Consider the following 22,946-nt stretch of genomic DNA (forward strand, 5'->3'; position numbering starts at 1 on the left):
GGGTGTGCGCGTACTCGTTTTATTCCCGAAAGCGGTTTGTCGCTTCCCGTGATTTTTTGATATGCGTTATCATGTCCTCGTAGCGTTTTGAGGCAAAATAATAAAACAAAATGTCAACGACCAAAAGTTGCGCCTGTCTGGAGCTTGTTGCAGTGCTCCGTAGTTCGGCTTCTGGTGCGCGTGATGTTTCCAACACAAAATCCGCAATGGTTTTTAGTTTATTGTTGCCAAAACGTGTTAAACTGACGACTTTCAAGCCGCTTCGTTTTGCCTCCTTGGCAAGCTGTAAAACTTCTGATGTTTCTCCACTATTTGAGATCGCAATTAAAATACTATTCGGGTTGCCCGCAGAAAGTGCCATTGCTAGAACATGTGGGTCTTGTGATAAAAAGACATTTTTGCCAGCACGTAACCATTTTTGCGCAATATCTTCTGCAATGAGCCATGACGCCCCAACGCCGTACGCATAAATTGTTTCCGCTTGTTCCATCTCGGCGCAAACCCTAACAATTGCTTCCTCTCTCAATTGACTAGCCGTATCTTGTGTCGTTTGAATCATATTCGAAACCAGTTTTTCGCGTATCGAATCAAACGACTCATCTGGTTCAATATCATAATATCCTGCTTTTTTCGGCAACGCGAGTTCCATTGATAACTGCCGCTTGAGTTCCGGAAAACTATCCAAGTTAAGCGATTTAGAAAAGCGTATCACCGCCGCCGCACTTGCATTTGCCTTTTCAGCGAGGCTTTGCACAGAAGCTTTAACCGCAAAATTGGGATCCTCTAAAATCGTCCGCCCAATTTTCTGCTCCGAATTAGGTAGCGAGTCCAGTATGCCAGTAATAAGATTGATAATACTACCATTTGCCATAAAATCATTCTTCCCTACTATTTTTTCTTTGATTATAACATATTCGCTTATGATTCGTTACTCAGAACAAGTCTGGTCTACGTTAACCACCTTATTTTTATGCATTCAAAACTGCGAGCGGAATCGAAACGTTTCAAAATACGCTGTCGCTTTTATGACATATTTTTATAGAATATACAAATTTAGCCCAATTATCCCACAAAAATGCATCACTTTTTAAGCGTGATTGGGATATAATGAAAGAGACTTAGATGGGAGGCCATTTTAATGAAGAATATAATCATAATCGGAGACGGGGGACATAGCAAACTCGTTCAACATCTTGTAAAAGAGCTTAATCATTATCAGCTAACCGAAATTTGGGATGATAAATTCCAAACGGATATATGTATTGATAACATCTACTACCGCCCGCTTACGCCGTACTTAGACAAAAAACGCGCTGATGCTTCATTTTTTATAGCCATCGGTGAGAACGCGGCGCGAGAAAAAATAGCCCGGGCGCTGGCTAAAAATCAGAACACCTTTGCATCACTCATACACCCTACCGCCATCGTGGAAAGCCCGGATCAAATTGGCGTTGGGAGCCTTATTATGGCCCGTGCAATTGTCCAGCTAAATGCCCATGTGGGAAATCATGTGATAGTGAATTCTGGCGCCATCATCGAACATGATACAAAGCTAGCCGATTTCAGCCATATTGGACCGGGTTCCGTTTTAACAGGCGGCTGTAAAGTTGGCCAAGGCACGCTAGTCGGTGCGAATAGCACGTTTATCCCTCTCATTACTGTTGGGGAAAAGGCCACTATTGGAGCGGGTAGTGTGGTAACGAAGAATATACCAGCCCGTTTAGTTGCTGCTGGCGTTCCAGCTAAAATCATTTCAAACAAATAACCGCATTCGAGCTCGAATGCGGTTATTTGTAGCTCAAGGCAGATTTAATTTCGGCTTGCAGCTCCGCCTTATTTGAAACTTGATAATAATAAATGCCATCTATTTTCGCGCCAACACCAGGAATGGCCATGTGGACAATATTTTCGCCGGCATCTTGGTAATTCGCTAAGATGTCACGTAAATTGCGAAACGTCAAATTGGTTTCCATATTAACCCCAGTTGCTTCGAAAATTTTATCAAAGTTTACAATCGTTTCAGCCGACGCTATTTTGTCCGCGATAGCTAAAATGACTTGCTGCTGGCGCTTTTGGCGACCGAAGTCTCCTTCGACGTCCGTTTTACGGATTCGAACGTATGTCAGTGCATCTTTTCCATCTAGGTGGACTTCACCCTTTGAAAAGCTTTTTTCGCCGATACTAATGTTTTTATCATTATTAACCGTAACACCACCCACTGCATCGACCAGGTCACGGAAACCTTCCATATTAATTTTTATAAAAAAGTCGACGGGTGCATCGAGAAACTGCTCCGTTGTTTGAATCGAAAGCGGCACGCCGCCAAACGCATAAGCGTGGTTAATTTTGTCTTCTTTATTTTTTTTAGGAATAAAAACGCGGGTATCACGCGGGATACTTGTTAGTATAACTTCTTTTTTCGTTGGGTTCACCGTCATATAAATCATCGTATCCGTTCGCCCCACGTCATGCGTCCTAGCGTCCGTTCCGAGTAACAAGATAGAAAAAGGTTTGCCGACAGTAAGTTTTGCTGCCGTTTCCCCCTGATTCGCATCTTTTTCAGGAATTCCAGTTTCAGTATAGATTTTCTGGAACATGCTTGACGAGGAGTAAGCAAAATAGCCAGCATAAATTAGAACGGATAACAGTAACACACTAACACTCCACCAAATTATCCGTTTTCTCATCCTTCTTTTCTTTCTCAAAGCGCGTTTCACTTCCTCTTAGTTTGTTTCAGCCAAACCATAATAGGCTTCTTCATATTTTGTCCCAGTCGCTTTTTTATCGTTTAAAACTGCACCGATTACACGGCCCCCAGCCTGTTTAATTTTTTCAAGCGATTTAACCGCCGCTTGTCCTTCCGAGTAGCCACTCCGCAAATTAAAAATCACGCCATCAACTAAATTAGCAATGAGTAGTGGATCAACAACCGGTAAAACAGGAGGAGCATCAAAAATGACCATGTCAAACATGCTAGAAATCGTCTGTACAAATTGTTTCATTCGCGACGAGGACAATAGTTCTGCTGGATTAGGCGGAATAACGCCACTCGTTATCGCATATAAATTTTCATGCGCTGTTTCTCGAATGCAATCTTCTAATAACTCTTGACCAGTTAAAAAGTTACTGACCCCTGTCGTGTTAATTAAATGCAAATATTTGTGTACAGCCGGACGCCTTAAATCCGTATCCACAAGCAAAACCTGATAGCCTTGATCAGCAAATGACAGCGCTAAATTAGCAGAAATAAACGATTTCCCTGTACTTGGTTCGGGAGAAGTCACAACAAGTGATTTAAGCGTTTCAGCTGAAGAAAATTGTGTGTTCGTTCTAATCGCACGGATTTGTTCCGCAAAAACAGAACTCGCATTTTCCGCATTCAAAAGAATTTTCCGACCACCAAAAGATTTTTGTTTAAAGTTCATCGTTTCGCACCTCCCCTATCCACATGATTGACAACACCTAATATCGGCAGCCCTAAAAGTTTCTCCACATCTGCCTCCGTTTTAATCGAACTGTCAAAAATTTCCTTCAAAACAATAACTAAGAAAGCAAGAAATAAGCCCACGACAACACCGATTGCAAGATGAATCATATGGTTAGGACTTGTCGGATTTTTACTTTCTTCAATATCGGCTTTGGATAAAATCGAGACTTCATTTGTCTTAATTAATTTCTGCGCACGTTTCTGAAATTCTGCCGCCAAATTGTTAGCCAAACTAACCGCAACGTAGGGATTGTCATCTTTAATCGTCAAATTTAAAACTTGCGAATTGGAATCACTTGAAACGGTCATACGTGAGGCAATATCTTTTGCTGAATACACCGGAAAATCTTTCGCAACCTCTTTTAATAAATCCGTATTTTTTAAAATAACGGCATACGTGTTCACCATTTGAATATTCGCTTGAACTTCCGAACTTTGGGCAACATCGCTTTCACCAGCTTGTGTAACTAAAATTTGCGTAGTGGCACTGTACCCTTTTGGAATGACAAAAAATGTTATAATCCCAGCGATAAGAACTGAGATAATCGTAAGACCAATGATGAGCCAACTATTTCGTTTAATAATTTGTAGCACGCTTTTTACATCTATAGAATCCACTATTTCTTTTCTCCTTTTATCAAATGCATCATTTGCACGATATCTGTTTTATTAATCATGATGACTTCATACCATTTTGCTTCTGTGTTTTTAAGCAGCCAGATTAGGAAAATCCCGCCTGAAACGCTATAAGACACAATTGATGCTAACGCAGAACCAATCGTCCCAAAGAAAGGTACAAAGGCAAAATTAAGCGCAATGTTTAAAATAACGGCAATCAGTAATGTAACAAAGTAAAATCGCCATTTCCCGTTTGCGATAAACAATGTACTAATAATTTTCGTGTAGACGATAAACGGTACGGCCAAGAACATTAAAACCGTAATCCCGTATGCGCCCGTAAAGCTTGCCCCGAAAAGGAGCCAAATAATCCATTTCCCAAAAATGACCATAATCACGATGAATACAAGTACTGAAGTTGTCGCCATTCGGAGCGAAAATAGCAAACCCTTTAAATCATCTCGCCGCGCATTTTTATGAAGCATCACTTCTTTAAAAATATCTGGAATCATCCACGAATATTCGGCGAGCTGAACACCAGTACTATAAAGCCCAATATCGTAAAAAGACACATTCATAAACCCTAGTAAAACGATGTCTGCTCGGTAATTAATCGAGGTTAGAAAAGTCGTTAACATCGGCAAGATTCCCGCAATTAAAATGCCTTTGAAATCTTTTTTTGAGCCATCAAAATGGAATTTGTGCGCAAGCGCGCGTATTGTAAAGACAATCAAAATCGTATTTTTCAGCAGGAAAACAATGAGCGCCACACTAACATCACTTTTAAAAAAACAAAAAATAATTAGGGTAAAAATGAGGTTTGAGATGGCACCAATAATCGTGATGACGCTATGCGACCGAATGTCCTCCACCAAATTGAGTTGCGAGAGTTGCAAATTCAAAATGCTGACCGAAATGAGCACCGCGACAAGGCCGTAATCCACATTTCCCGACAAAAAAAGAAAGAGCATAGAAAACGCCATGTAAACCGCGTATTGAAGGAGCGACAGCGTAATAAACACGTTGCGGTAATTTCGCTCCCGCCGCTTATATTCGGGGTAGACGAGCGAAATTCCGAGGTTTAGGACGGTCGTTCCGATGGTTACTAAATTAAACAGGTAGCTGTATTCGCCTTTTAATTCTGGGCCTAAAAAACGGGTGAGGAAAATCATCGAAAGTAGCCCGGTCACAATGACGATGCCCTTTTTTATCATCGTAACGCCGTAAGCATTTGCCGCAATATTTCGGACGGCTCTGATCATTTTTCTGCCCTACCAATTGGCTTAGCGGGCACTCCGCCAAGTTTACTCCCAGCAGGGGCTGACTTTGTGACGACTGCTCCAGCCGACACCAGCGAGTCTTCGCCAATTTCGACGCCGTCCGTAATGACCACATGGCTCGCGAGCCAACACCCTGAATGGATGTGAACGGGCGCTGGAATGTAGCCGTCCGTCATTTTGCCGTCTTTAAATTCGTGTTTCGAGGTGACGATGACCGCCATCGGGCCAATTCGGACGCCGCTGTCAATTTTTAATCCTCCAGCTCCGTTAAGCCACGCTTGATGGGCGATGTACACATGGTTGCCGATTTCAATTTGATCCGGACGATTGATTGTTACGCCGCTCGCGATTCGAAAGCCTTTGCCGCATTTTTTGAAAAACGGACGCATTAAAAATCCGCGTAATGCGACAGTTGGTGTGGCATTTGGCATAAGAGCAGTTATTAAATTGATTAGGTGAATCGGTATTTCATACAAGAAAAAATAACCGATGCGTTTCGCTTTTTTATTCATATAGTGAGATCCTTCGTTTTTTATAAATAATTTTTTTGTTTAACAGATAGATGATGAGGAAAAGCACTAAATTATAGCTCATATCGTTGACCATGTTCATCGTGTTTTGCCCGAGCAGAAAGCCCATTCTAGATGTTGCAAGCGTTAAGAAATAGACGAGTTCGAGGTTACCAGAACGTTCCATTTTTGCTTGAAAAAAATAGGCGAGCCCAACAAAACTGACGGTGATGGCTGGCGCAAACACATAGCCGAAGTACAAATTCCCTTGTCCAATCATCGGTAAAATTTGTGAAATGTTATCTTTGAAAAAGTATCGTTCGTTGTAGTACAGGACGGAAAAATCAATCGGCAAGTTTTTTATGAATATATTGACACCTATCATTGGGCGGAATATATCGTAAAACAAGACGGAGAGATGACTCGCTTCTTTAAACATGTTTTTCATTTCGATGGCCATCGCAACGTTGTACGGGCCGCCAAGGTAAACTTGTAGTGTATCCGTGAAATCAATTAGTCCGCTCGCATCTCCTGAAACGGAAACAATTTGGCGGACGGACGCTAGGAGCACCACGACGAACGTCATGCCCGCGACCACGAGAATCGCAATTTTTTTGAAGTACTCTGGGAAAAACTTTTTGAAAATGAATAGTGATGTCACTGTACAGACGATGATGTCCGTTCGATTTGTGCCCGCGAAAATGCCGATATTAATAATCATGACGATGACGGCAAAATAAACGTAGCTTTTTTTCCCCGTAGCTTCGTACTTTTTGAAAAAACGCCACATGAGTAACAGCGCCACAATTTGTTTCGCAATGATAAACATGTACAGCGCGAGCGCTGCTGAGAGCGGTATTTCCTTCAACACGCCAACAACGCGGTCGGTTGGGATAAGGAACGACACCCCAGAAAGCGCGCCAGGCGTTACAAGAACAAGTGCAAAGGCTCCTATGGAAAAAAGCACATAAAAGAAAATGGACGGGCTTCGCTTTAGTTCGAGTTTTGCCACTGGATTTCTCATTTTCCGTCGCTTCCGCACATAGTCAAAAATGATGATGGCGAGCGTCACGGCGAAAAGTTCATACAGCATGAGTTTTAAACCGAGGTCGTAGCTGCGCGCTGTCGGCGGAACTGGTGAGCGGCCACCGTAATAATCGGCATAGACGATAAAAAATGGTAAAACGACGTAGCGCAAAAAACTCAGTCCCATAAAAATAAAATTGAACATTTTAAAATCATACAGCAGTGAGCGAACGAGAACGCAACCTGTCACTGTATAGCAAAGCGGGAGTAGCGGCAACAATTCGTAGCCGGGTTCGCGCGTATTTAAACTGGTGAAAATGAAGCTGACCAAAGTGGCCACGATGACGATGAGCATGCCTAGAAATTCTGCAAGTTGTTTTTTAGATAGTGACATGATGTTGTTCCTTAAGGTGGGCTAAAACAGATTCGCTAACGCGCGTTTGTTCTTCGGGTGTCATTTGTGTGGCTGAAGGCAAACAAAATCCGGTCTGGAATAGGTATTCCGCATTGCTTATTTGTTCGTCATTTCCTTTGTAGAATTGTGCACCTTGGAATACGGGTTGAAAATGAAGCGGCTTCCAAAGTAAACGTCCTTCAATTCCTTGTGCGTCTAGCTGCTCTTTTAGCTTAAGCGGATTTAAATCGTCCATTTGAATGGTCGTTAGCCAGCGATTCGTCCTAGTGTACGGTATTTCTGTTTGGAATGAAATTTGCGGGTAAGGCAAAAAGGCTTCCTTGTAGCGCGCATAAATCGCACGTTTTTGTTCCACGCGTTCTTGTAGAACTTCCATCTGACCGCAACCGATTCCAGCAGAAATATTGCTTAGGCGATAGTTGTAGCCTATTTTTTCGTGTTGATAGTAAGGAGCGGTTTCTTTTGCTTGCTCGGCTAAAAACTTCGCTTCGGTTACATACGCTTCATTTTGTGACACGAGCATGCCGCCGCCTGATGTTGTAATGATTTTATTTCCGTTAAACGAATAAATGCCGATGTCACCCATCGTTCCCGTATGCTCACCGCGGTACGTTGATCCAAGTGATTCGGCGGCGTCTTCAATAACCGGAATCTCAAATTGGTTAGCAAGCGCCAAAATTTTGCCCATTTTCGCAGGTTGCCCGTAAAGATGCACGACGATAATCGCTTTTGGCAATTTATTTTCCTTCTCAGCTGCTCGCAAGGCTTTTTCAAGCGCAGCAGGCGACATATTCCACGTATCGAGCTCCGAATCGATAAAAACAGGCACAGCCCCTTGGTAACAAATCGGATTGGCCGAAGCGGAAAATGTAAAACTCGGGCAAAAAACCGTATCCCCCGTTTGAACGCCAAGTAGAATCAACGCTAAATGAATAGCCGCCGTTCCCGAGCTAGTCGCTGTACTAAAACGCGCACTCGTATAGTCACGCACTTTCTGCTCAAACAAGTCTACATTTGGCCCCACCGGAGCAATCCAGTTCGTGTCAAACGCCGCCTCTAAATATGCCATTTCGTGCCCGCTCATATGGGGAATCGAAAGTGGAGTTTTCTTCATGTTACCTTCTCCTTTGCTTACTTTTTATGTCCTTCAAACGGTGGTGTCGTCACATATCCAGCGCGACTTATGCCTTCGCTACCTAAAACCTTTTTAAACGTTTGGAAAAATAGGGTGATGTCTTGGCGAAATGAAAAGCGCTCAACGTATAACACGTCTAGTCGAAATTTTTCTTGCCAACTAATCGCATTGCGCCCGTTCACTTGCGCAAGCCCAGTTAAGCCAGGCGTCACAAGGTGCCGCTTTTTTTCTTCCTCAGAGTAAAGTGGCAAATACGAAACGAGCAGCGGGCGCGGCCCAATGAAGCTCATATCGCCTTTTAAAATGTTGAAAAACTGCGGCAGCTCATCTAAACTAGTTTGCCGCAAAAAGCGCCCAAAACGCGTTACGCGCTCTTCGTCCGGCAATAAATCCCCATTTAGATTTCTGGCATTCGTCATCGTCTGAAATTTGTAAATCAAAAAAACACGTTCCCCTTTTCCAGCGCGCTGTTGCCGAAATAAAATTTGCTTTTGAGTCGCAAACAGCACGCCGCCAATTACTAGAAGCGGTATCAAACACAAAACAAGCAAACAAGTTGCCCCGACAATATCAATTCCGCGCTTCACGTAACCATACATGATTTCCTTCCCCCTTCTCATAAAACGCCGCCATTTCCGCCCAAATTTGCTCAGATTGGAAATGCTCTAACACTCTATTTTTTCCATTTAAAGCGTATACTTTACGCAAGTTTTCTTCCCGCCAAAACGTCGTAATCGCCGACTGAATGGCCACACTAGAATACGGTTCAACTAAAAGACCCGTCTGACCATCCACGACAGCGTCTTTAATGCCCGTCACATTCGTTCCGATGACCGCTAGTTCGGCGGCTGCCGCCTCCAAGCACACATTTGAGAAGCCTTCACGGTAAGACGGAATCACAAACACATCCATAAAATTGTAAAATGGCGCCGGATTTGCAATAAAACCAGTCATATGAATCCGCGGGTGACGCTGAATTAAATCGACGGTTTCAGGCTTTAAGCCGTGGTGTTCATCAAGTCCGCCGACAAGTAGCAAGTTCATCTCACTAAACGTGCCAAAGGCTTCAAGTAGCTCTTCCACGCCCTTGTCTTTCGTGATACGCCCAGTAAAACCGATGACGAAATGATCATTTGGAAACGGTGCAGGTACAGTTTCTTGTCTTTTTTCCTCAAAAAGAGCAATATCGAGTCCGTTACTGCTTCCTTCCCCTAAAACGGTCATTTTGTTTGTGCCCTTCAGGCCGAGTTCTTCGCATGCCGTGACGAGGCTCGGGCTGATGGCGATTATATGTGTCGCAAGTCGCATTGTGAGCTGCTCCATCCATTTCAAGATGGTACGTTTGAATCCCGTTTCTGTTTCAATTCGCAAGCCGCGGAGTGTATAGATCCGCTGTTTTGTCCTCGTCAGAAACGCCGCAATGCTGCCAAGTAAACCTGCTTTTGGCGTGCCAACATTTGAAATATCAGGACGGACTTTCCGAAAAACGCGAATCATTTGGAAAAGCGCCGAAATGTCTTGCTTGAGTGAAATGTCGCGTGCCATATCCACTTGATGCACTGTGATGGTACCATTTCGCTTGAGCGCCTCCGAATTTTCGCCTCTTGAAACAACAAGGTGGACGTCGAAACCGCGTTTTGCTAAATAATCAAGTTGGCCAGTCAGAAGACGCACACTAATATCTGCCGTCACCGCAATGAGTATCCTCGTCATTATAGGCTCCAGCTATACTGCGCATCTTTTTTTAGCGTTTTTTTCAAATCGACAAGCACACCATCTGTTTTTAGAAAACCGCGCACTAATGAGCCGTTCTCAACTAAAAATTCTTCATGCGGAACCGCCAAAATGACCACATCTGAATTTTGCAACTGGTCGTAACGTGCCATTTCAAGCGCGTATTCTTCATAAATTTCATCTGCGTCTGCAAGCGGATCAAACGCAAGTACGTCCAGCCCGTATTCTTTCAGTTCGCGAATTAAATCGATCACTTTCGAATTTCGAATATCCGGCACGTTCTCCTTAAATGTCAGGCCTAGAACCGCTATTTTTAAACTGCCAAGGTGTTTATTTTGTTTGAGTAAATCTTTTATAATTGACTGACCAACAAACTGCGCCATGCTATCGTTAACGCGACGTCCAGCAAGGATAACTTCCGGGTGGTATCCAACTGATTCCGCTTTATGTGCTAAATAATACGGATCAACGCCAATGCAGTGTCCACCAACAAGACCCGGCTCAAATTTCAAGAAATTCCATTTTGTTCCCGCGGCCTCTAATACTTCTTGCGTATCAATTTCAAGCGCATGGAAGATGCGCGACAGCTCATTCATTAGAGCGATATTTAAATCGCGTTGCGTGTTTTCAATAACTTTCGCCGCCTCAGCCACCTTAATAGAAGATGCTTTGTACACACCTGCTTTCACAACAGAAGCGTAGACGTCCGCCACAATGTTTGTAATCTCTTCATTTTGTCCAGATACGACTTTTTTCACCGTAGTAAAGGTGTGGGTTTTGTCACCCGGATTGATTCGCTCTGGCGAGTAGCCAATGAAGAAATCTTCGCCTGCAACTAGGCCAGAATTTGCTTCGATAATTGGCGCGCACTCATCTTCCGTCGCACCTGGGTAAACGGTCGATTCAAATACAACTATCGTTCCTTTTTGGATATGTTGACCAATCGATTCCGACGCTTTGTGCAAAATCGTCATATCGGGTTGATTACTTTCATTAATCGGTGTAGGTACCGCCACAATAATAAAGTTACACTCTCTCAGACGCTCAGGATTGCTTGTAAAATCAATATTTGCCAAAAACAAATCTTCCGCTGTTACTTCCCCAGTTTCATCACATTTCGCCAGAAGTGTTTCAATCCGTTTTTTATTAACATCTACGCCAATAACTGGCATTTCTTTCCCAAAAGCTACCGCAACCGGCAAACCTACATAACCGAGCCCTAAAACTCCAAGTTTTAATTCATTCATTTTCGTTTCCCTCAATCCAGTCGATAAATTTTTGATAATGTTTTCTTCTTTTTTGCGCTAAAATATTTTTTGAAAATCGCTTTGCTTCCGCATAATTACGGTCGATTTGCGTTTTGTACAGCACCTGATTTCGCGCCACACGTTGAATAATTTCTGCAAGCCCAGCATCATCTTCGCTTTGAAAGCGCATCGAACTTTCCGTTAATTCTTTCATGCCTCCAACGTCCGACGTAATGACCGGGCACCCCATAGCCATCGCTTCAATAACCGATCGACCTTGCCCTTCCGTCCGACTAGGTTGAAGATAAATATCAATTTCAGCTAGCCAGTCAAAGACTTCATCTGCTGGCTTTGTTCCGCAAAAAACAACCTCATTTTTCAGACCGTTTTCCTCCGCGATAGCCGTCCACTTCGAGCTCACACCGCTACCTAACACGCGGAATTCAAACGGAGGAAGATGTGCCTTGCTTCGCTTAAGCGCGCAAATCGCCACATCCAGTCCTTTATAATGAGAGTCAAGTGAACCAATCATCCCAAAAACCACTTTTTTAGTTAAATCCCGATGTTTTCTTGCCTCGATAATTAAGTCGTCTGAAAAATCAGGTAGTTCAGTATTAGAACAAGCCGCTTGAATTCCCTTTGACGGGTAAAGCTTCTGCAATTCATTTTCCGTAATATAAAGGGCAAATGGCGCATGCCAAACCGTTTGCCGCATCGTTCTAGCCGCAAATGGCGCATAACATTTCGCTTTCAAACTGCCGTGCAGACGATAACTTTCTTTCGGGTCACCAACAACTTCCACCGCGTATGGTTTGTTCAGCGCTTTCGCTACCCGCACCGCCAAAAAGCCAATTTGTGATGGAACGCGCGCAATAACCGCATCAACTGATTGAACAGCTTCCCGCATCGCTTTTTCAGCAAGATTATTCGGCAAAAAGTAAGCGAGACTACTAGGATTCGGAATATTCGTAAACGACACATTAGCGCCACTCGAAACGCTATAATGATTTCGCGCCTCCGTTAAAGGGAACAACCGACAAGCAATCAAAAGCGTGTCTGCATGTTCCAAATATCTATCCCATGCCGCATACGGAAATGCCGTTTTAGATAGCACATCTGAATCATCCTGGAAAAATTTATGATCATACGCAAATAAAAATTTCATCTGTTCACTCGCTCCTCATATCCGTTCTGGTACCTTCGTTGTCAGTCTATTAATCGCTTCAAGCAATTCCTGTACCGACAAATCGCGATAAAACTCAGCGAGGTGCAGAAGCTCAGCCGCATCAAACGGAACCGTCTTCCCAACATGAATTTTTTCCGAAACTTGCTCTTGGTAAATCTCATCTTCGCCTAAAAGTTCTTCATGTAGTTTCTCACCCGGGCGAATTCCCGACTCCACGATTTCAATTTCTTGTAAGCTGTAGCCCGAAAGTCGAATGATATTTTGCGCTAAATCCATAATTTTAACAGGTTCACCCATATCTAAAACATAAATTTCGCCACTTTTAGCAAGCGACCCCGCCTGTAAAACAAGCGATGAAGCTTCCGGAATCGTCATAAAATAGCGTGTCATCTCATGATGTGTCACCGTTACCGGGCCACCCGCTTTAATTTGCTTTTTAAAAAGCGGAATAACACTCCCCCGACTGCCAAGAACATTTCCAAACCGCACCACTGAAAAATTACAGTTTGACTGCTTCGCCATGAGTTGAATATACATTTCAGCAAGCCGTTTTGTTTTCCCCATATTATTTACCGGATTAACCGCCTTATCAGTCGATATCATAACGCACGTTTCTACTCCATAAACATCGCACATATCCGCAACATTTTTTGTACCTAAAAAATTATTTTTAAATGCACTTTTCAACGAGCGTTCCATTAACGGAACATGTTTATGCGCCGCAGCATGGTAAACAATATCGGGTTTATACATATCAAAAATATCAGCTAGCGCATTCCTATCTTGAATGTCCGCAATAATCGGCACCACAACTTGACTCCCCAGCTTCATCATGAGCTTATAAATGCTATTTTCACCATGGCCAAGCAAAATCAATCTTTCTGGCGAAAACGCGAGCAATTGCTTGCAAAGTTCTGAACCAATTGAGCCGCCCGCACCAGTAATTAAAACCGTCTTTCCTTTTATTTGAGAAAAGAGTGGCAGTTGGTCTAACTTGACTTGCGAACGGCCAAGCAACTCTTGCATCGTGATGTCTTCCAGTATGTGGATCGAATGACTTTGTGTAATGAGCTCCCTAACACCCGGAATGGCTTTCACAGAAACTCCAAAATGGGCACAGTCTCGAACGATCATATCTCGTTTTTCGATCTCTAAATCTGAAATTGCGATAAGCACAGTCTGAATATCAAAGCGCTTTATAACCTCGCGTAATTGATTTAGCCCGCCTAGAACCGGACAACCTTTGTAAACAGAATGTTGCTTCGTTTTGTTATCATCTAAAAAACCAATAATCGCCTCTTGCCCTCTAAAATCTCGCACACATGACGAAAGTACATTCATACCAAGTTCGCCCGCACCCACAATAAGAATTCGTTTATTTTTTGCAAGAAAGTTTTCCAATGTACCTAATCTCCTTTTATTTTTCAACCTCAAGTTTCCACGTCGCAACGAGCTTTTCGTTGTCTGGATCTGTATATTTCACGGTGAAAGGACCATTTCCTTTAACCTTGAAGTACCCGGCACCCTTATCGCTATTTCCCGGTTCAATTTCCTTGCCGTAGTTCTCGCCAGGATAAACGTCCAACTGTTCGCCTTCTTTATTCTTCACCATTAAATTAATTGCTGTGAAACCTTTTTTATCAGCGGTCGGATTAGATAAGTCAAAACTTAGCTTTAAAACACTATTTGCTTTGCCATCTGACTCTAAAGATTGAGCTTTCGTAAATTCAATGCGCAAGCCGTTTACATCCACAATATCTTTAAATCCGTACGTCTCTTTTGGATCCACTTTTTCAACGGTTTTCTTCTCCAATTTTTCGCTACTTTTTTTCGTATCCGCCGCATCTGAGCAGCCCACAAGCGCCACAAATAGCATGATAATCGCACCAGTTAGTACTAATTTTTTCATGTGTAAATCCCCTTACTTTTATTAAAATGGGCGAGGTGCCACAAATTAGTGACGCCTCTCCCATCCAAGTTATTTCTTAACCAATTGTAATCTCTGCCCCAAACACATAGCTTGAACCAGCATAAATTTCAGCTTTTACAACGTCACCAGCATTCAATTTACCCATAAGGTAAGAGAAATCCCCTGATGCATTAACCGTTGTAATCGCTTTTGCCGTACCATTTAAACTTAGACGAATTTTCGCGCCCGCTGGAGCTGTACCAGTAACTGTTTTGTCAGCTGCAGTCGCAGCATTTAATACGACAGTTCCAACTTCAGTTCCGCCGCCGCCTGATCCGCCACTACCATCGCTCGCTTTAACTGTCATTTCTTTTGTAGCGACAACCGCTGAGCCGTTTAGAAGTTCTACTTTAAGAACGTCACCAACCGCCACTTTTCCAACCAAGTAGCTGTAATTACCAGTTGCATCCGAAGTTGTAATTGCTTTCACTACTCCGTTAATGTAAATACGTACTCGACTATTAGGCGTTTCAGTAACCCCTTTAAGTGTTTTATCCAACTCCGTCATTTGCTCAATCGTGATAGCTTTCGTTTCAGTATCACCTGCTGTTACAGTAACTTGTTTAGATGAGCCGTAAACACCGCTTTCTTGTAATTCAACTTTGACAACATCGCCAACTTTTAAAGCACCAACTAGGTAGCTATAGTTACCGTCTGCATCTGAAGTTGTTACTGCTTTAGCCGCACCATTCAAACTAATTCTAACTTTAGAAAGTGGTGTTGTTTTACCAGAAACTGTTCTGTCATTATCAGTAAGCGCATTGATAGAAATTTTACCAGTTGCCGTTTCATCTACCACCGTTGTTTCTAAAAACTTGTCATACTTACCAGTTGTACTGTTTTTAAGTTCTACCTTAATCACATCACCAGTTTTAAGCGCACCAATTAGGTAGCTATATTGCCCAGTCGCATCCGCTGTTGTAAGTGCTTTAGTCACACCGTTTAAACTAATACGGACTGTACTGTTTGCTGGAGCAGAACCTGTAATCGTACGATCCGTCGCAGCAGCTGGATTTAATGTGAATTCTGTACTTGGTGTATTGTCTTGTGTAACTGTTTTCTCAACTGAAAGCGCGTATACATTCCCTACACGTAATTCAGCTTTCACAACGTCACCTTCATTTAGACGACCTGTGTTATAAGTATATTGCCCGCTTGTATTTGCTACAGCATTTCCTTTGATAACTCCATTTACACTAATACGCACTGTGTATCCACTTGGAGCAGAACCAGTTACAGATGTGTAAGCCGAAGTTACATCATCTAAGCTTAAGTTAAGCCCAGGTGCTTCACCAGAAACAACGATAGTTTTAGAAACATCATAAACGCCTGTTGCTGCATTACGCATTTCAACTTTTACTTCTGTTCCTGCTGGAAGATTACCTGTTGTGTATGTGAAGTCGCCATTTGCATCAGAACGAATAACCGCTTTAGCCGCTCCGTTAACATTAATACGTAATTGAACATTCGGAGTCGCTTTACCTGTTAATGTCGTATCTGCAATGGTCATACCATTTACAACTAAACTGCTTGGATCAACATCTTCGTCTGTTACAGTAATCGTTTTTGTAAGTGCTGTTGCTGAACCAATAAGAAGTTCTGCTTTCACAACTGTACCTTTCGCCAAATTGTTGCTTAAATAACTATAGTTACCTGCCGCATCGGCTGTTAATACTGTTTTCGCAACACCATTAATGCTTAAACGCACACGATGATTTGGTAAAGTTGTGCCTGTTACATTTTTATCAGCAACGGTCATTTTGTTTAACACTAAGGAAGAGTCAACAATATCACCAGCAGATACAGTTGCCTTACCTACATGGGCTGCGTCTGTTAAATAGGTTCCATTTGGTCCAATATATTGAACTTCAAGTTCTGTTCCAACTGATAAGTTTCCAGTATAGTAAGAGAAAGAACCGTCAGTTGCTAACGGCAGAATCGCTTTATCTGCACCATTTACAATTAGTTTTACTTTTGAAACATTGTATTTCGAAGTATCCACTGTACCAGTAATCGAAGTATCTGCGATGGTAACCGGATTAATAACTGGTTGTGGTAAACCAGTTACTGTTACTGTCGTTGGCTCACTCACATTACCTGTTGCATCTGTTAATTTCACAACAACGATAGATCCGCCAACTTGTGCTGGAATCACTACAGAGAAATTACCATTTGCATCTACTGTGCCAGTTTTTTCTGTGCCATCAGCAAGTTCTACAGTTACTTTAGCACCTTTTTCACCTGTTCCTGTCACTCTTGTGTCAATATCATTGATAGCATTCACTTTTGGCGCATCAGGAGCCGTTTCATCAACAACTTTTGTCGTCGTCGCCTGACTTACATTACCTGCTGCATCTTCTAAAGTAACACTGATGATTGCATTTGCTGCTTGTTTTGGAACAGTAACAGCCCAAAAACCATTAGCATTTACTTTACCATCTACAACCGTACCATTTGGAAGTTTCACATGTACTGTTGCATTTGCTTCACCTTTACCAGTTACACGTGTATCTTGATCTGTTACTTTGTTAACTGTCGGTGCATTTGGTGGTGTCACATCTTTAACCGTCACGCTAGTCGGATCAGATGTCTTACTTTTACTGTTTGTTTGTGTCACTTCAAGAACTGAACCTGCTGCTTGTTTTGGAATAAACACTTCAAAAGTGCCATCCGCTTTTACAACGTTCGTGCTGATTTGACCTGTTGGAAGTTTAACTGTAACAGTATTACCTGCTTCACCAGTTCCGCTTACAACTACATCATCTTCAGTTACTTGGTTTACTTGTGGCGCATTAGGAACAACAGTTGATTCAACCGTTACAATAGTTTTACCACTCGTATTACCAGCTGCATCTGTTAAGGAAACCTCAATTTTAGAGTCGCCTGGTTGTGCAGGAATTACAATTGAGAAGTTACCATTCGCATCTACAGTACCTGTTTTTTCAGTACCATCTGCAAGTTTCACATTAACTGTCGCATCTTTTTCACCCGTACCAGTAAGAACTGTATCTTCTTCGGTAATTGGGTTAACAACTGGCGCATTTGGCGCTGTTACGTCTTTAACAATTACCGTTTGTGATGTTTCTTTATTTTGGATATTTGCTGTTACTGCGATAGATGTTCCAGCCGGTTGTTTACCTGTTGGAATCCTATAGTTTCCATTTGCATCTACAGTCCCAGTAATCGTTTTACCGTTTACAACCGCTTTTACTGAAGCTCCTGGTGTTGTTGTACCAGTAACAACAGTATCTTTATCGCCTACTGCATTGACCGTTAAGTCTGGTGCTTTAATATTTTCCCCAGCGATACGGTTATATTTAGAAGCATCAAAATTTGCTACATAATTACTGTTAGTAGATTGGTTTGAATTGGATGAAGTTCCAGAAAGCTTACTTGTTGCTGTTAAGTTTTCCCATGAAAGCGAAGGCACATCACTTGTGTTAGATTTTAACCATACACCTACAGTTTGATCTGTGAAGTTTAATGTGGATGTCCAATCGGAATAAAGTGCATTACCATTTGGATTTAAGTTGCGAATATCATACGATGCTGCACCGCTTAAATTTAAAGTCCCGCCATTAATTTTGATTGCTTTAGAACTTACTGGAGAACTTGTTACTTTAAAAATAGAGTCTTTTGAGATGGTAATATTTTTAGCATAAAGCTGATGCCAGTCTACTTTACCAGTACGATGTTGTAATACAGCCTCTCCGCCACTCTCTAAAATAAAGTCAGCAGAAGACATTTCAACACCGTAATCTCCATTCAGATATGCTTTAGCCCCATTTTGAATGATCACTGAACCCTCGCCACTTATGTAAAGTGACTTATGCCCACCATTTACAGTTACAACTGAACCCGTTTCAAAAACAACATTTGAAGGGCCATAAGCTGTGATACTGTTTGCTGAAGGTGTTGTCATTACAACTTTCGATCCTGCTTTAAAGTTTACATTTTGAACTTCCATATTTTCTTGTCCATCCGTAGATGTAAGGTTGGTTGTTCCTGAAATATTTAATGTTCCGTTCGTATTGTAGACTGCTTGCGGACCATTATAATTCACATTATTAAAATTGATTGTGTAGCCTTCTACGCTAGTTTTTACAACTCCATAGTATGAATGGTAACCATCTTTTTCGTTGGCAACAAAGTTCACATTATTAAATGTCACTGTCTTTGCACCATCGTGCATGCCATCCATTGTATTCTTATAAACATTAATTGTATGACCGTTACCATTTACAGTCACACTATGAGTGACACGAACATCTGAATCCGAGTTTGTAGTAGACGGGAATTCAATATCACCAGTTAAATTAATTTCGTCAATGGCAGCATTAGCCATCGCTGCTTTAAAATCAGCGTAATTGCTTACACTAATACCATTCCCAGCTTTTACAGATACCCCTTCATCCGCTGCAGATGCAGTAACTGGAACAACACTTAACACTTGGCTCCCAATAGTGAGCGCACTAATTCCGATAATCAAGCCTTTCTTAAGCGCTTTCACATCAAGAACATTGATTGCTTTTCTTTCTTTTGTCATGTTTACCGTTTCCTCCTGAAAATAAATAATGTAAACTGCTTTACCCTTGCCTTACTTTTTACCGTCACCTCCTTAAATGCGATGCCTTATTAAAATCTATTTTTAAGTAGAATATGATTCCCTTTTATCCTGATGATTTTCCGTTCTTGCAACTCTGCTAAAATGGTGCTCAAGGTTGTTTGACTAATTCCTAAATAATTTGCCATAACTCTACGCGTAAAAATTTTCGGAATAGCGATATCCTCACCTAACTCCTCACCAAAACGATTTGTTAAAAATTGTATGAGCTGCAATGTTTTCGTCGCATTCGTTAAGTTTTGTGAAATAATCTTTTTCAGGTATCGATTTAGAATACTTTTCAGATAGTTATAATGATATAAATAGCCTTCTTGTGTACTTATTACCTTTCCGAGAACATCGCTTTTGCTAAATTTCCAAACTTGCATATCATTCGATATCGATTGAAAAAAGGTATCATTTACCCCTGAAAGTGAATTTTCATGCAAACCAATGAATTCTTCTGGACCAACAAAGTCAATGATGATATTCATGTTATACACAGCCGCAACTCCTGTTTCGAGAGCAAAGACGAGTTCATCATCATTTTCTATTAAATAATTCAATTCATTTTTCTTAATGAGCATTTTCTTTCGCTTAATCGGGTAAATATTATCATTTAGCAATAAGTCGAGTAGTTTTGCCTGACTAAAATCTTCCGTTACAGCTTTCTCATCGTAAAGGTTATGATAGTCTAAACCTTTCAGCAACATTCTCACCTCCTTACAGAAATTATATCTAATATAAAAGTAAATTTTGTTTTAAATTTGATTCTTTATACACAGAAAATTTGACAAATATTTGAACGTTATTCTTTTTTGTGAGAAATTTTCTTTTTTTAAGTTTAGAATTTCCATTTAATGGAAATTCCCTTACGAATGCCCTTTACAACTTTATCTTAAACTGAATTCCGTTCATCATTTGTACTATTTTTTCACAATCAAGATAAATTTCTACACTGCAAAATTAACTCTATTTTGTAGTGCAATTTTCCCATTATAACTGTATAATTTTATTCCCTATATTTAGGAAGAAAAATTTCGAGTTTTACAAATTCATAATTTCAATAAATAAATGACATTTCACCAACTTCCTTTTTATTCATAGAAAAAAGAGGCTAGAAAATATTGATTAGCTAAGCATAAATGACACCTAATTCACTACCACAATATCTTGTTTTCGCACTCATTACATAACTCTATTTAGTTTCACTGCTTGCTAATTTTTGGCTTATTACATGAAGTTTCGGTACTTTTTATTGTAATGGCAGTTTTTTTATGTCTAAAAAAGAAGCACCTGACATTTTGATTCATCAAAATGTCAGGTGCTTTATTTGTTACTGGGATTTATGTTCCAGCCTTTTCTCTCGCACAACTTAACTACGTTTTCTCAAATAAACTGCAGCCAATAATGTAGCGATTGCACCTACTGCTACAGCTCCGCCTGTAGTGGTATCACCTGTTTTTGGCAAACTTTTCACAACAGGATCTTTTGCTTTAACTACGGTTTTATCTGTTACAGTTTTTGTTACAGCCGGTTTATTTACTTCCTTCACTACCACACCAGTGCCAGTGTATCTATATTCTGCAACATCGCTGTATTCAAAAGTATGCATATCTACACTCATGATATAGATAGTTTGGTTTTTCTTTAATGGTGTTCCAAGATGCACATGGAAATTCCCATTCACATCAGCATAACTTGTGCCTAGAACCGTAACACTATCTTCAGCTATTACTCCGACATATGCGTAAGGACGAGTTTTTCCGTAAATATCACTTGCAGTTGATTTAATTGTATCCATCTTTGGAGCAGCATATGATGCTTCTTCACTAATATCTGAATTAAGATCAACAACATGATATGTCATCGTGACACGCGCTTCATTTCCAGCTGCATCACGAGCCACAATCACTGTGTTGAACACCCCAACTTTAGATGTGTCAAGTGCCTCACGACCATCTGCAAAGAAGACTTCATAATCATCTGAATTGTCATTAACCAGAACAAAATCATCCGCATACCAGAAGTCATCACCTAACTCAAGATAAACATCTGCATCCATAAGCTCAATAGTAGGCTTTTGTGTATCTTGGACAACATAGTTTACTGTGATTTCTTCTGTTGTTGTACCATCTGTCGCAATAACGGCAACTGATTTGTTTCCAATAGAAGAAACATTTGGTTTCACTTTAAAGCTAAGAGCTACACCATTTTCAGCTGTTACAAAATAACCCGGTGTTGTCGTCGCATTCACTTCAACTTTGACTCCAGACTTAGCTGTCGCAAGCGGTGTTGCTGTTAAATTCGCTGTGTTCGCTTCATCTGTTGTTTGTAGAGCTGGTTTTTCAGTTTTTGCTGTTTCTGATGGTGCTTCAATTACTTGTTCTTTCGTTACATCTTCTGTTCCCGTTTCTTCTGGATTGGATTGAATAACATCTGCTGGATTTTGCTCAGATACTTCTGTTAATACTTGATCAACTTCACCGTTTGAAGTATCCGTTTCACTTGCAAATGCTACTGTTGGTAATGCAAGACCTACTGATAAAGCTAAGACGCCATAACCTAGTTTTACACTTTTCTTCATAATCAATCTCCCTTTTATTTTATTGTGCTCATTAAAATAAAGTCTTCCCTTTGTTTCATTTTTATTTCAAATATACACATTTTTAGTATACCATGTAACTTTTATGAAACATATAGACAAATGGTGAATTTTTTATCTATTATTCAATGAAAAAGCTTTCAAAATATCGTTTTTATTCAGAAATAACAAAAAGGCGTAATCGCTTACGCCTTTCTCAATTTAGCCACGTTTTCTTAGGTAAATAGTGGCCAGTAATGTAGTTAATGCTCCAACTGCTATAATACCTCTTGAAGTATTGGCATCACCTGTTTTTGGCAAAATTTCTGTAGCATTATTAGCCGTTCCTTTTGTCATTTTATCAACCTTTACTTTTCCTACAATGGGTTTATTTGTTTGTTTTGGAGCTTCCAATTTTTCTGTATAGATATATTCTGTTACCTCGCTTTTTTGGTCATCAAAAAGGGTCATGCTGGAAACCTGAATCGCTTCATGATTTTTAAGTGGTTCCTTCAATTTAATATGAAAATTGCCATACTTATCAGCCCAAGCAGTTGCATCAAAGCCATTTTCGATTTTAAAGAATGCAACCACAAGCGCGTTCGGGACTGTTTGACCGTAAATATTAAGTGCATCTGATTTATCAAAATCAAAAATTGGGGCCCCGTAATACATTCCAAAGCGTGGTGTATCATCCCATACTTCATAATTCACTACAATTTCTTCTGTTGTAACGCCATCAGTTGCGATAATGGTAACTGACTTATTTCCAGTTGATGCGACGTCTGGCTCTGTTTTATAACTTAGTGAGACTCCACTTTTAACAGTTACGAAATCCAGTGGTGTAACGGGCGTATTAATTTCAATCTCCACATCTGTTTTAGCAGTAGCAAGTGGTTCTGTCACTTGTTTTGGCTGAACAACTTCTGTTTCTTCTGCGCTAGCCTCTTCATTTGTTGCCTGTACAGCTTGATTTTCATCCGCCGCAAGGCTTTCTGAAATACTTTGAACAGATTCTTCTACAACTTGTTCGTTACCCGTTTCACTCGCAAACGCTGACGTAGGTAACACCAATCCAATTGACAATATAAGAACTCCATAAACCAACTTCACACTTTTTCTCATTTCCTTCGCTCCTCCTTTGGGACTTTTA

Annotated in this window: 19 protein-coding genes; 1 reads left to right on the plus strand and 18 read right to left on the minus strand. The window is 41.0% G+C overall.

The genetic code is table 11. The features are described 5' to 3' along the window. Nucleotides 1-19: 19 nt before the first annotated feature. Complete coding sequence (locus CFT42_RS08885; protein ID WP_088810828.1) at nt 20-871, minus strand: MurR/RpiR family transcriptional regulator; 852 nt, start codon at nt 869-871, stop codon at nt 20-22. Between the two features lie 267 nt (nt 872-1,138). On the opposite strand from CFT42_RS08885, the gene CFT42_RS08890 reads away from it, so the two are divergent. After that, nucleotides 1,139-1,765, plus strand: coding sequence for an acetyltransferase (locus tag CFT42_RS08890; RefSeq protein WP_088815944.1), 627 nt, complete (start codon nt 1,139-1,141; stop codon nt 1,763-1,765). 22 nt (nt 1,766-1,787) lie between these two features. On the opposite strand, the gene CFT42_RS08895 is transcribed toward CFT42_RS08890, so the two are convergent. The 17 genes from CFT42_RS08895 to CFT42_RS08975 form a co-directional block, all read right to left on the minus strand. Further along, nucleotides 1,788-2,654, minus strand: coding sequence for an LCP family glycopolymer transferase (locus CFT42_RS08895; protein ID WP_159458155.1), 867 nt, complete (start codon nt 2,652-2,654; stop codon nt 1,788-1,790). A 69-nt stretch (nt 2,655-2,723) separates the two neighbouring features. Then, complete coding sequence (locus CFT42_RS08900) at nt 2,724-3,425, minus strand: CpsD/CapB family tyrosine-protein kinase (RefSeq protein WP_088815946.1); 702 nt, start codon at nt 3,423-3,425, stop codon at nt 2,724-2,726. After that, nucleotides 3,422-4,105, minus strand: coding sequence for a YveK family protein (locus tag CFT42_RS08905; protein WP_159458156.1), 684 nt, complete (start codon nt 4,103-4,105; stop codon nt 3,422-3,424). Before CFT42_RS08905 ends, CFT42_RS08900 begins: the two co-directional genes overlap by 4 nt. Further along, nucleotides 4,105-5,367: an MATE family efflux transporter gene (locus CFT42_RS08910; RefSeq protein ID WP_088815948.1), complete on the minus strand. Its 1,263-nt coding sequence runs from the start codon at nt 5,365-5,367 to the stop codon at nt 4,105-4,107. Before CFT42_RS08910 ends, CFT42_RS08905 begins: the two co-directional genes overlap by 1 nt. Continuing rightward, nucleotides 5,364-5,897 carry an acyltransferase gene (locus CFT42_RS08915; RefSeq protein WP_088815949.1) on the minus strand — a complete coding sequence of 178 codons (534 nt, stop codon included), beginning with the start codon at nt 5,895-5,897 and terminating at the stop codon, nt 5,364-5,366. Before CFT42_RS08915 ends, CFT42_RS08910 begins: the two co-directional genes overlap by 4 nt. Next, complete coding sequence (locus CFT42_RS08920; RefSeq protein ID WP_088815950.1) at nt 5,890-7,314, minus strand: hypothetical protein; 1,425 nt, start codon at nt 7,312-7,314, stop codon at nt 5,890-5,892. Before CFT42_RS08920 ends, CFT42_RS08915 begins: the two co-directional genes overlap by 8 nt. After that, nucleotides 7,301-8,449: an aminotransferase class I/II-fold pyridoxal phosphate-dependent enzyme gene (locus CFT42_RS08925; RefSeq protein WP_088815951.1), complete on the minus strand. Its 1,149-nt coding sequence runs from the start codon at nt 8,447-8,449 to the stop codon at nt 7,301-7,303. The genes CFT42_RS08920 and CFT42_RS08925 overlap by 14 nt, the downstream gene beginning before the upstream one ends. A 17-nt stretch (nt 8,450-8,466) precedes the next feature. Further along, nucleotides 8,467-9,057: a sugar transferase gene (locus CFT42_RS08930; RefSeq protein ID WP_341864835.1), complete on the minus strand. Its 591-nt coding sequence runs from the start codon at nt 9,055-9,057 to the stop codon at nt 8,467-8,469. Then, nucleotides 9,041-10,183, minus strand: coding sequence for a glycosyltransferase family 4 protein (locus CFT42_RS08935; protein ID WP_088815953.1), 1,143 nt, complete (start codon nt 10,181-10,183; stop codon nt 9,041-9,043). Before CFT42_RS08935 ends, CFT42_RS08930 begins: the two co-directional genes overlap by 17 nt. Further along, nucleotides 10,183-11,451, minus strand: coding sequence for a nucleotide sugar dehydrogenase (locus CFT42_RS08940; protein ID WP_088815954.1), 1,269 nt, complete (start codon nt 11,449-11,451; stop codon nt 10,183-10,185). The genes CFT42_RS08935 and CFT42_RS08940 overlap by 1 nt, the downstream gene beginning before the upstream one ends. Continuing rightward, the gene (locus CFT42_RS08945; RefSeq protein ID WP_088815955.1) at nt 11,444-12,616 is read right to left on the minus strand and encodes a glycosyltransferase; all 1,173 of its coding nucleotides are present in this window, start codon (nt 12,614-12,616) and stop codon (nt 11,444-11,446) included. Before CFT42_RS08945 ends, CFT42_RS08940 begins: the two co-directional genes overlap by 8 nt. Nucleotides 12,617-12,631: 15 nt before the next feature. Then, nucleotides 12,632-14,038, minus strand: a complete 1,407-nt coding sequence (locus tag CFT42_RS08950) for a polysaccharide biosynthesis protein (RefSeq protein ID WP_088815956.1) — start codon at nt 14,036-14,038, stop codon at nt 12,632-12,634. A gap of 16 nt (nt 14,039-14,054) precedes the next feature. Then, nucleotides 14,055-14,546 (minus strand): hypothetical protein, encoded by a 492-nt coding sequence (locus CFT42_RS08955; RefSeq protein ID WP_088815957.1) that lies wholly within the window; start codon nt 14,544-14,546, stop codon nt 14,055-14,057. A gap of 76 nt (nt 14,547-14,622) precedes the next feature. Then, nucleotides 14,623-19,152 carry an Ig-like domain-containing protein gene (locus tag CFT42_RS08960; protein WP_088815958.1) on the minus strand — a complete coding sequence of 1,510 codons (4,530 nt, stop codon included), beginning with the start codon at nt 19,150-19,152 and terminating at the stop codon, nt 14,623-14,625. Nucleotides 19,153-19,241: 89 nt separating this feature from the next. Then, on the minus strand, nt 19,242-19,922 hold the full coding sequence (locus CFT42_RS08965) for a Crp/Fnr family transcriptional regulator (RefSeq protein ID WP_088815959.1): 681 nt from the start codon (nt 19,920-19,922) through the stop codon (nt 19,242-19,244). A gap of 662 nt (nt 19,923-20,584) precedes the next feature. After that, the gene (locus tag CFT42_RS08970; protein WP_088815960.1) at nt 20,585-21,796 is read right to left on the minus strand and encodes an LPXTG cell wall anchor domain-containing protein; all 1,212 of its coding nucleotides are present in this window, start codon (nt 21,794-21,796) and stop codon (nt 20,585-20,587) included. A 219-nt stretch (nt 21,797-22,015) separates the two neighbouring features. Beyond that, nucleotides 22,016-22,879, minus strand: a complete 864-nt coding sequence (locus tag CFT42_RS08975; protein ID WP_159458157.1) for an LPXTG cell wall anchor domain-containing protein — start codon at nt 22,877-22,879, stop codon at nt 22,016-22,018. Nucleotides 22,880-22,946 lie beyond the last annotated feature (67 nt).

It is taken from the genome of Listeria goaensis (assembly GCF_900186125.1).
GTDB classification, from domain to species: Bacteria; Bacillota; Bacilli; order Lactobacillales; family Listeriaceae; genus Listeria; species Listeria goaensis.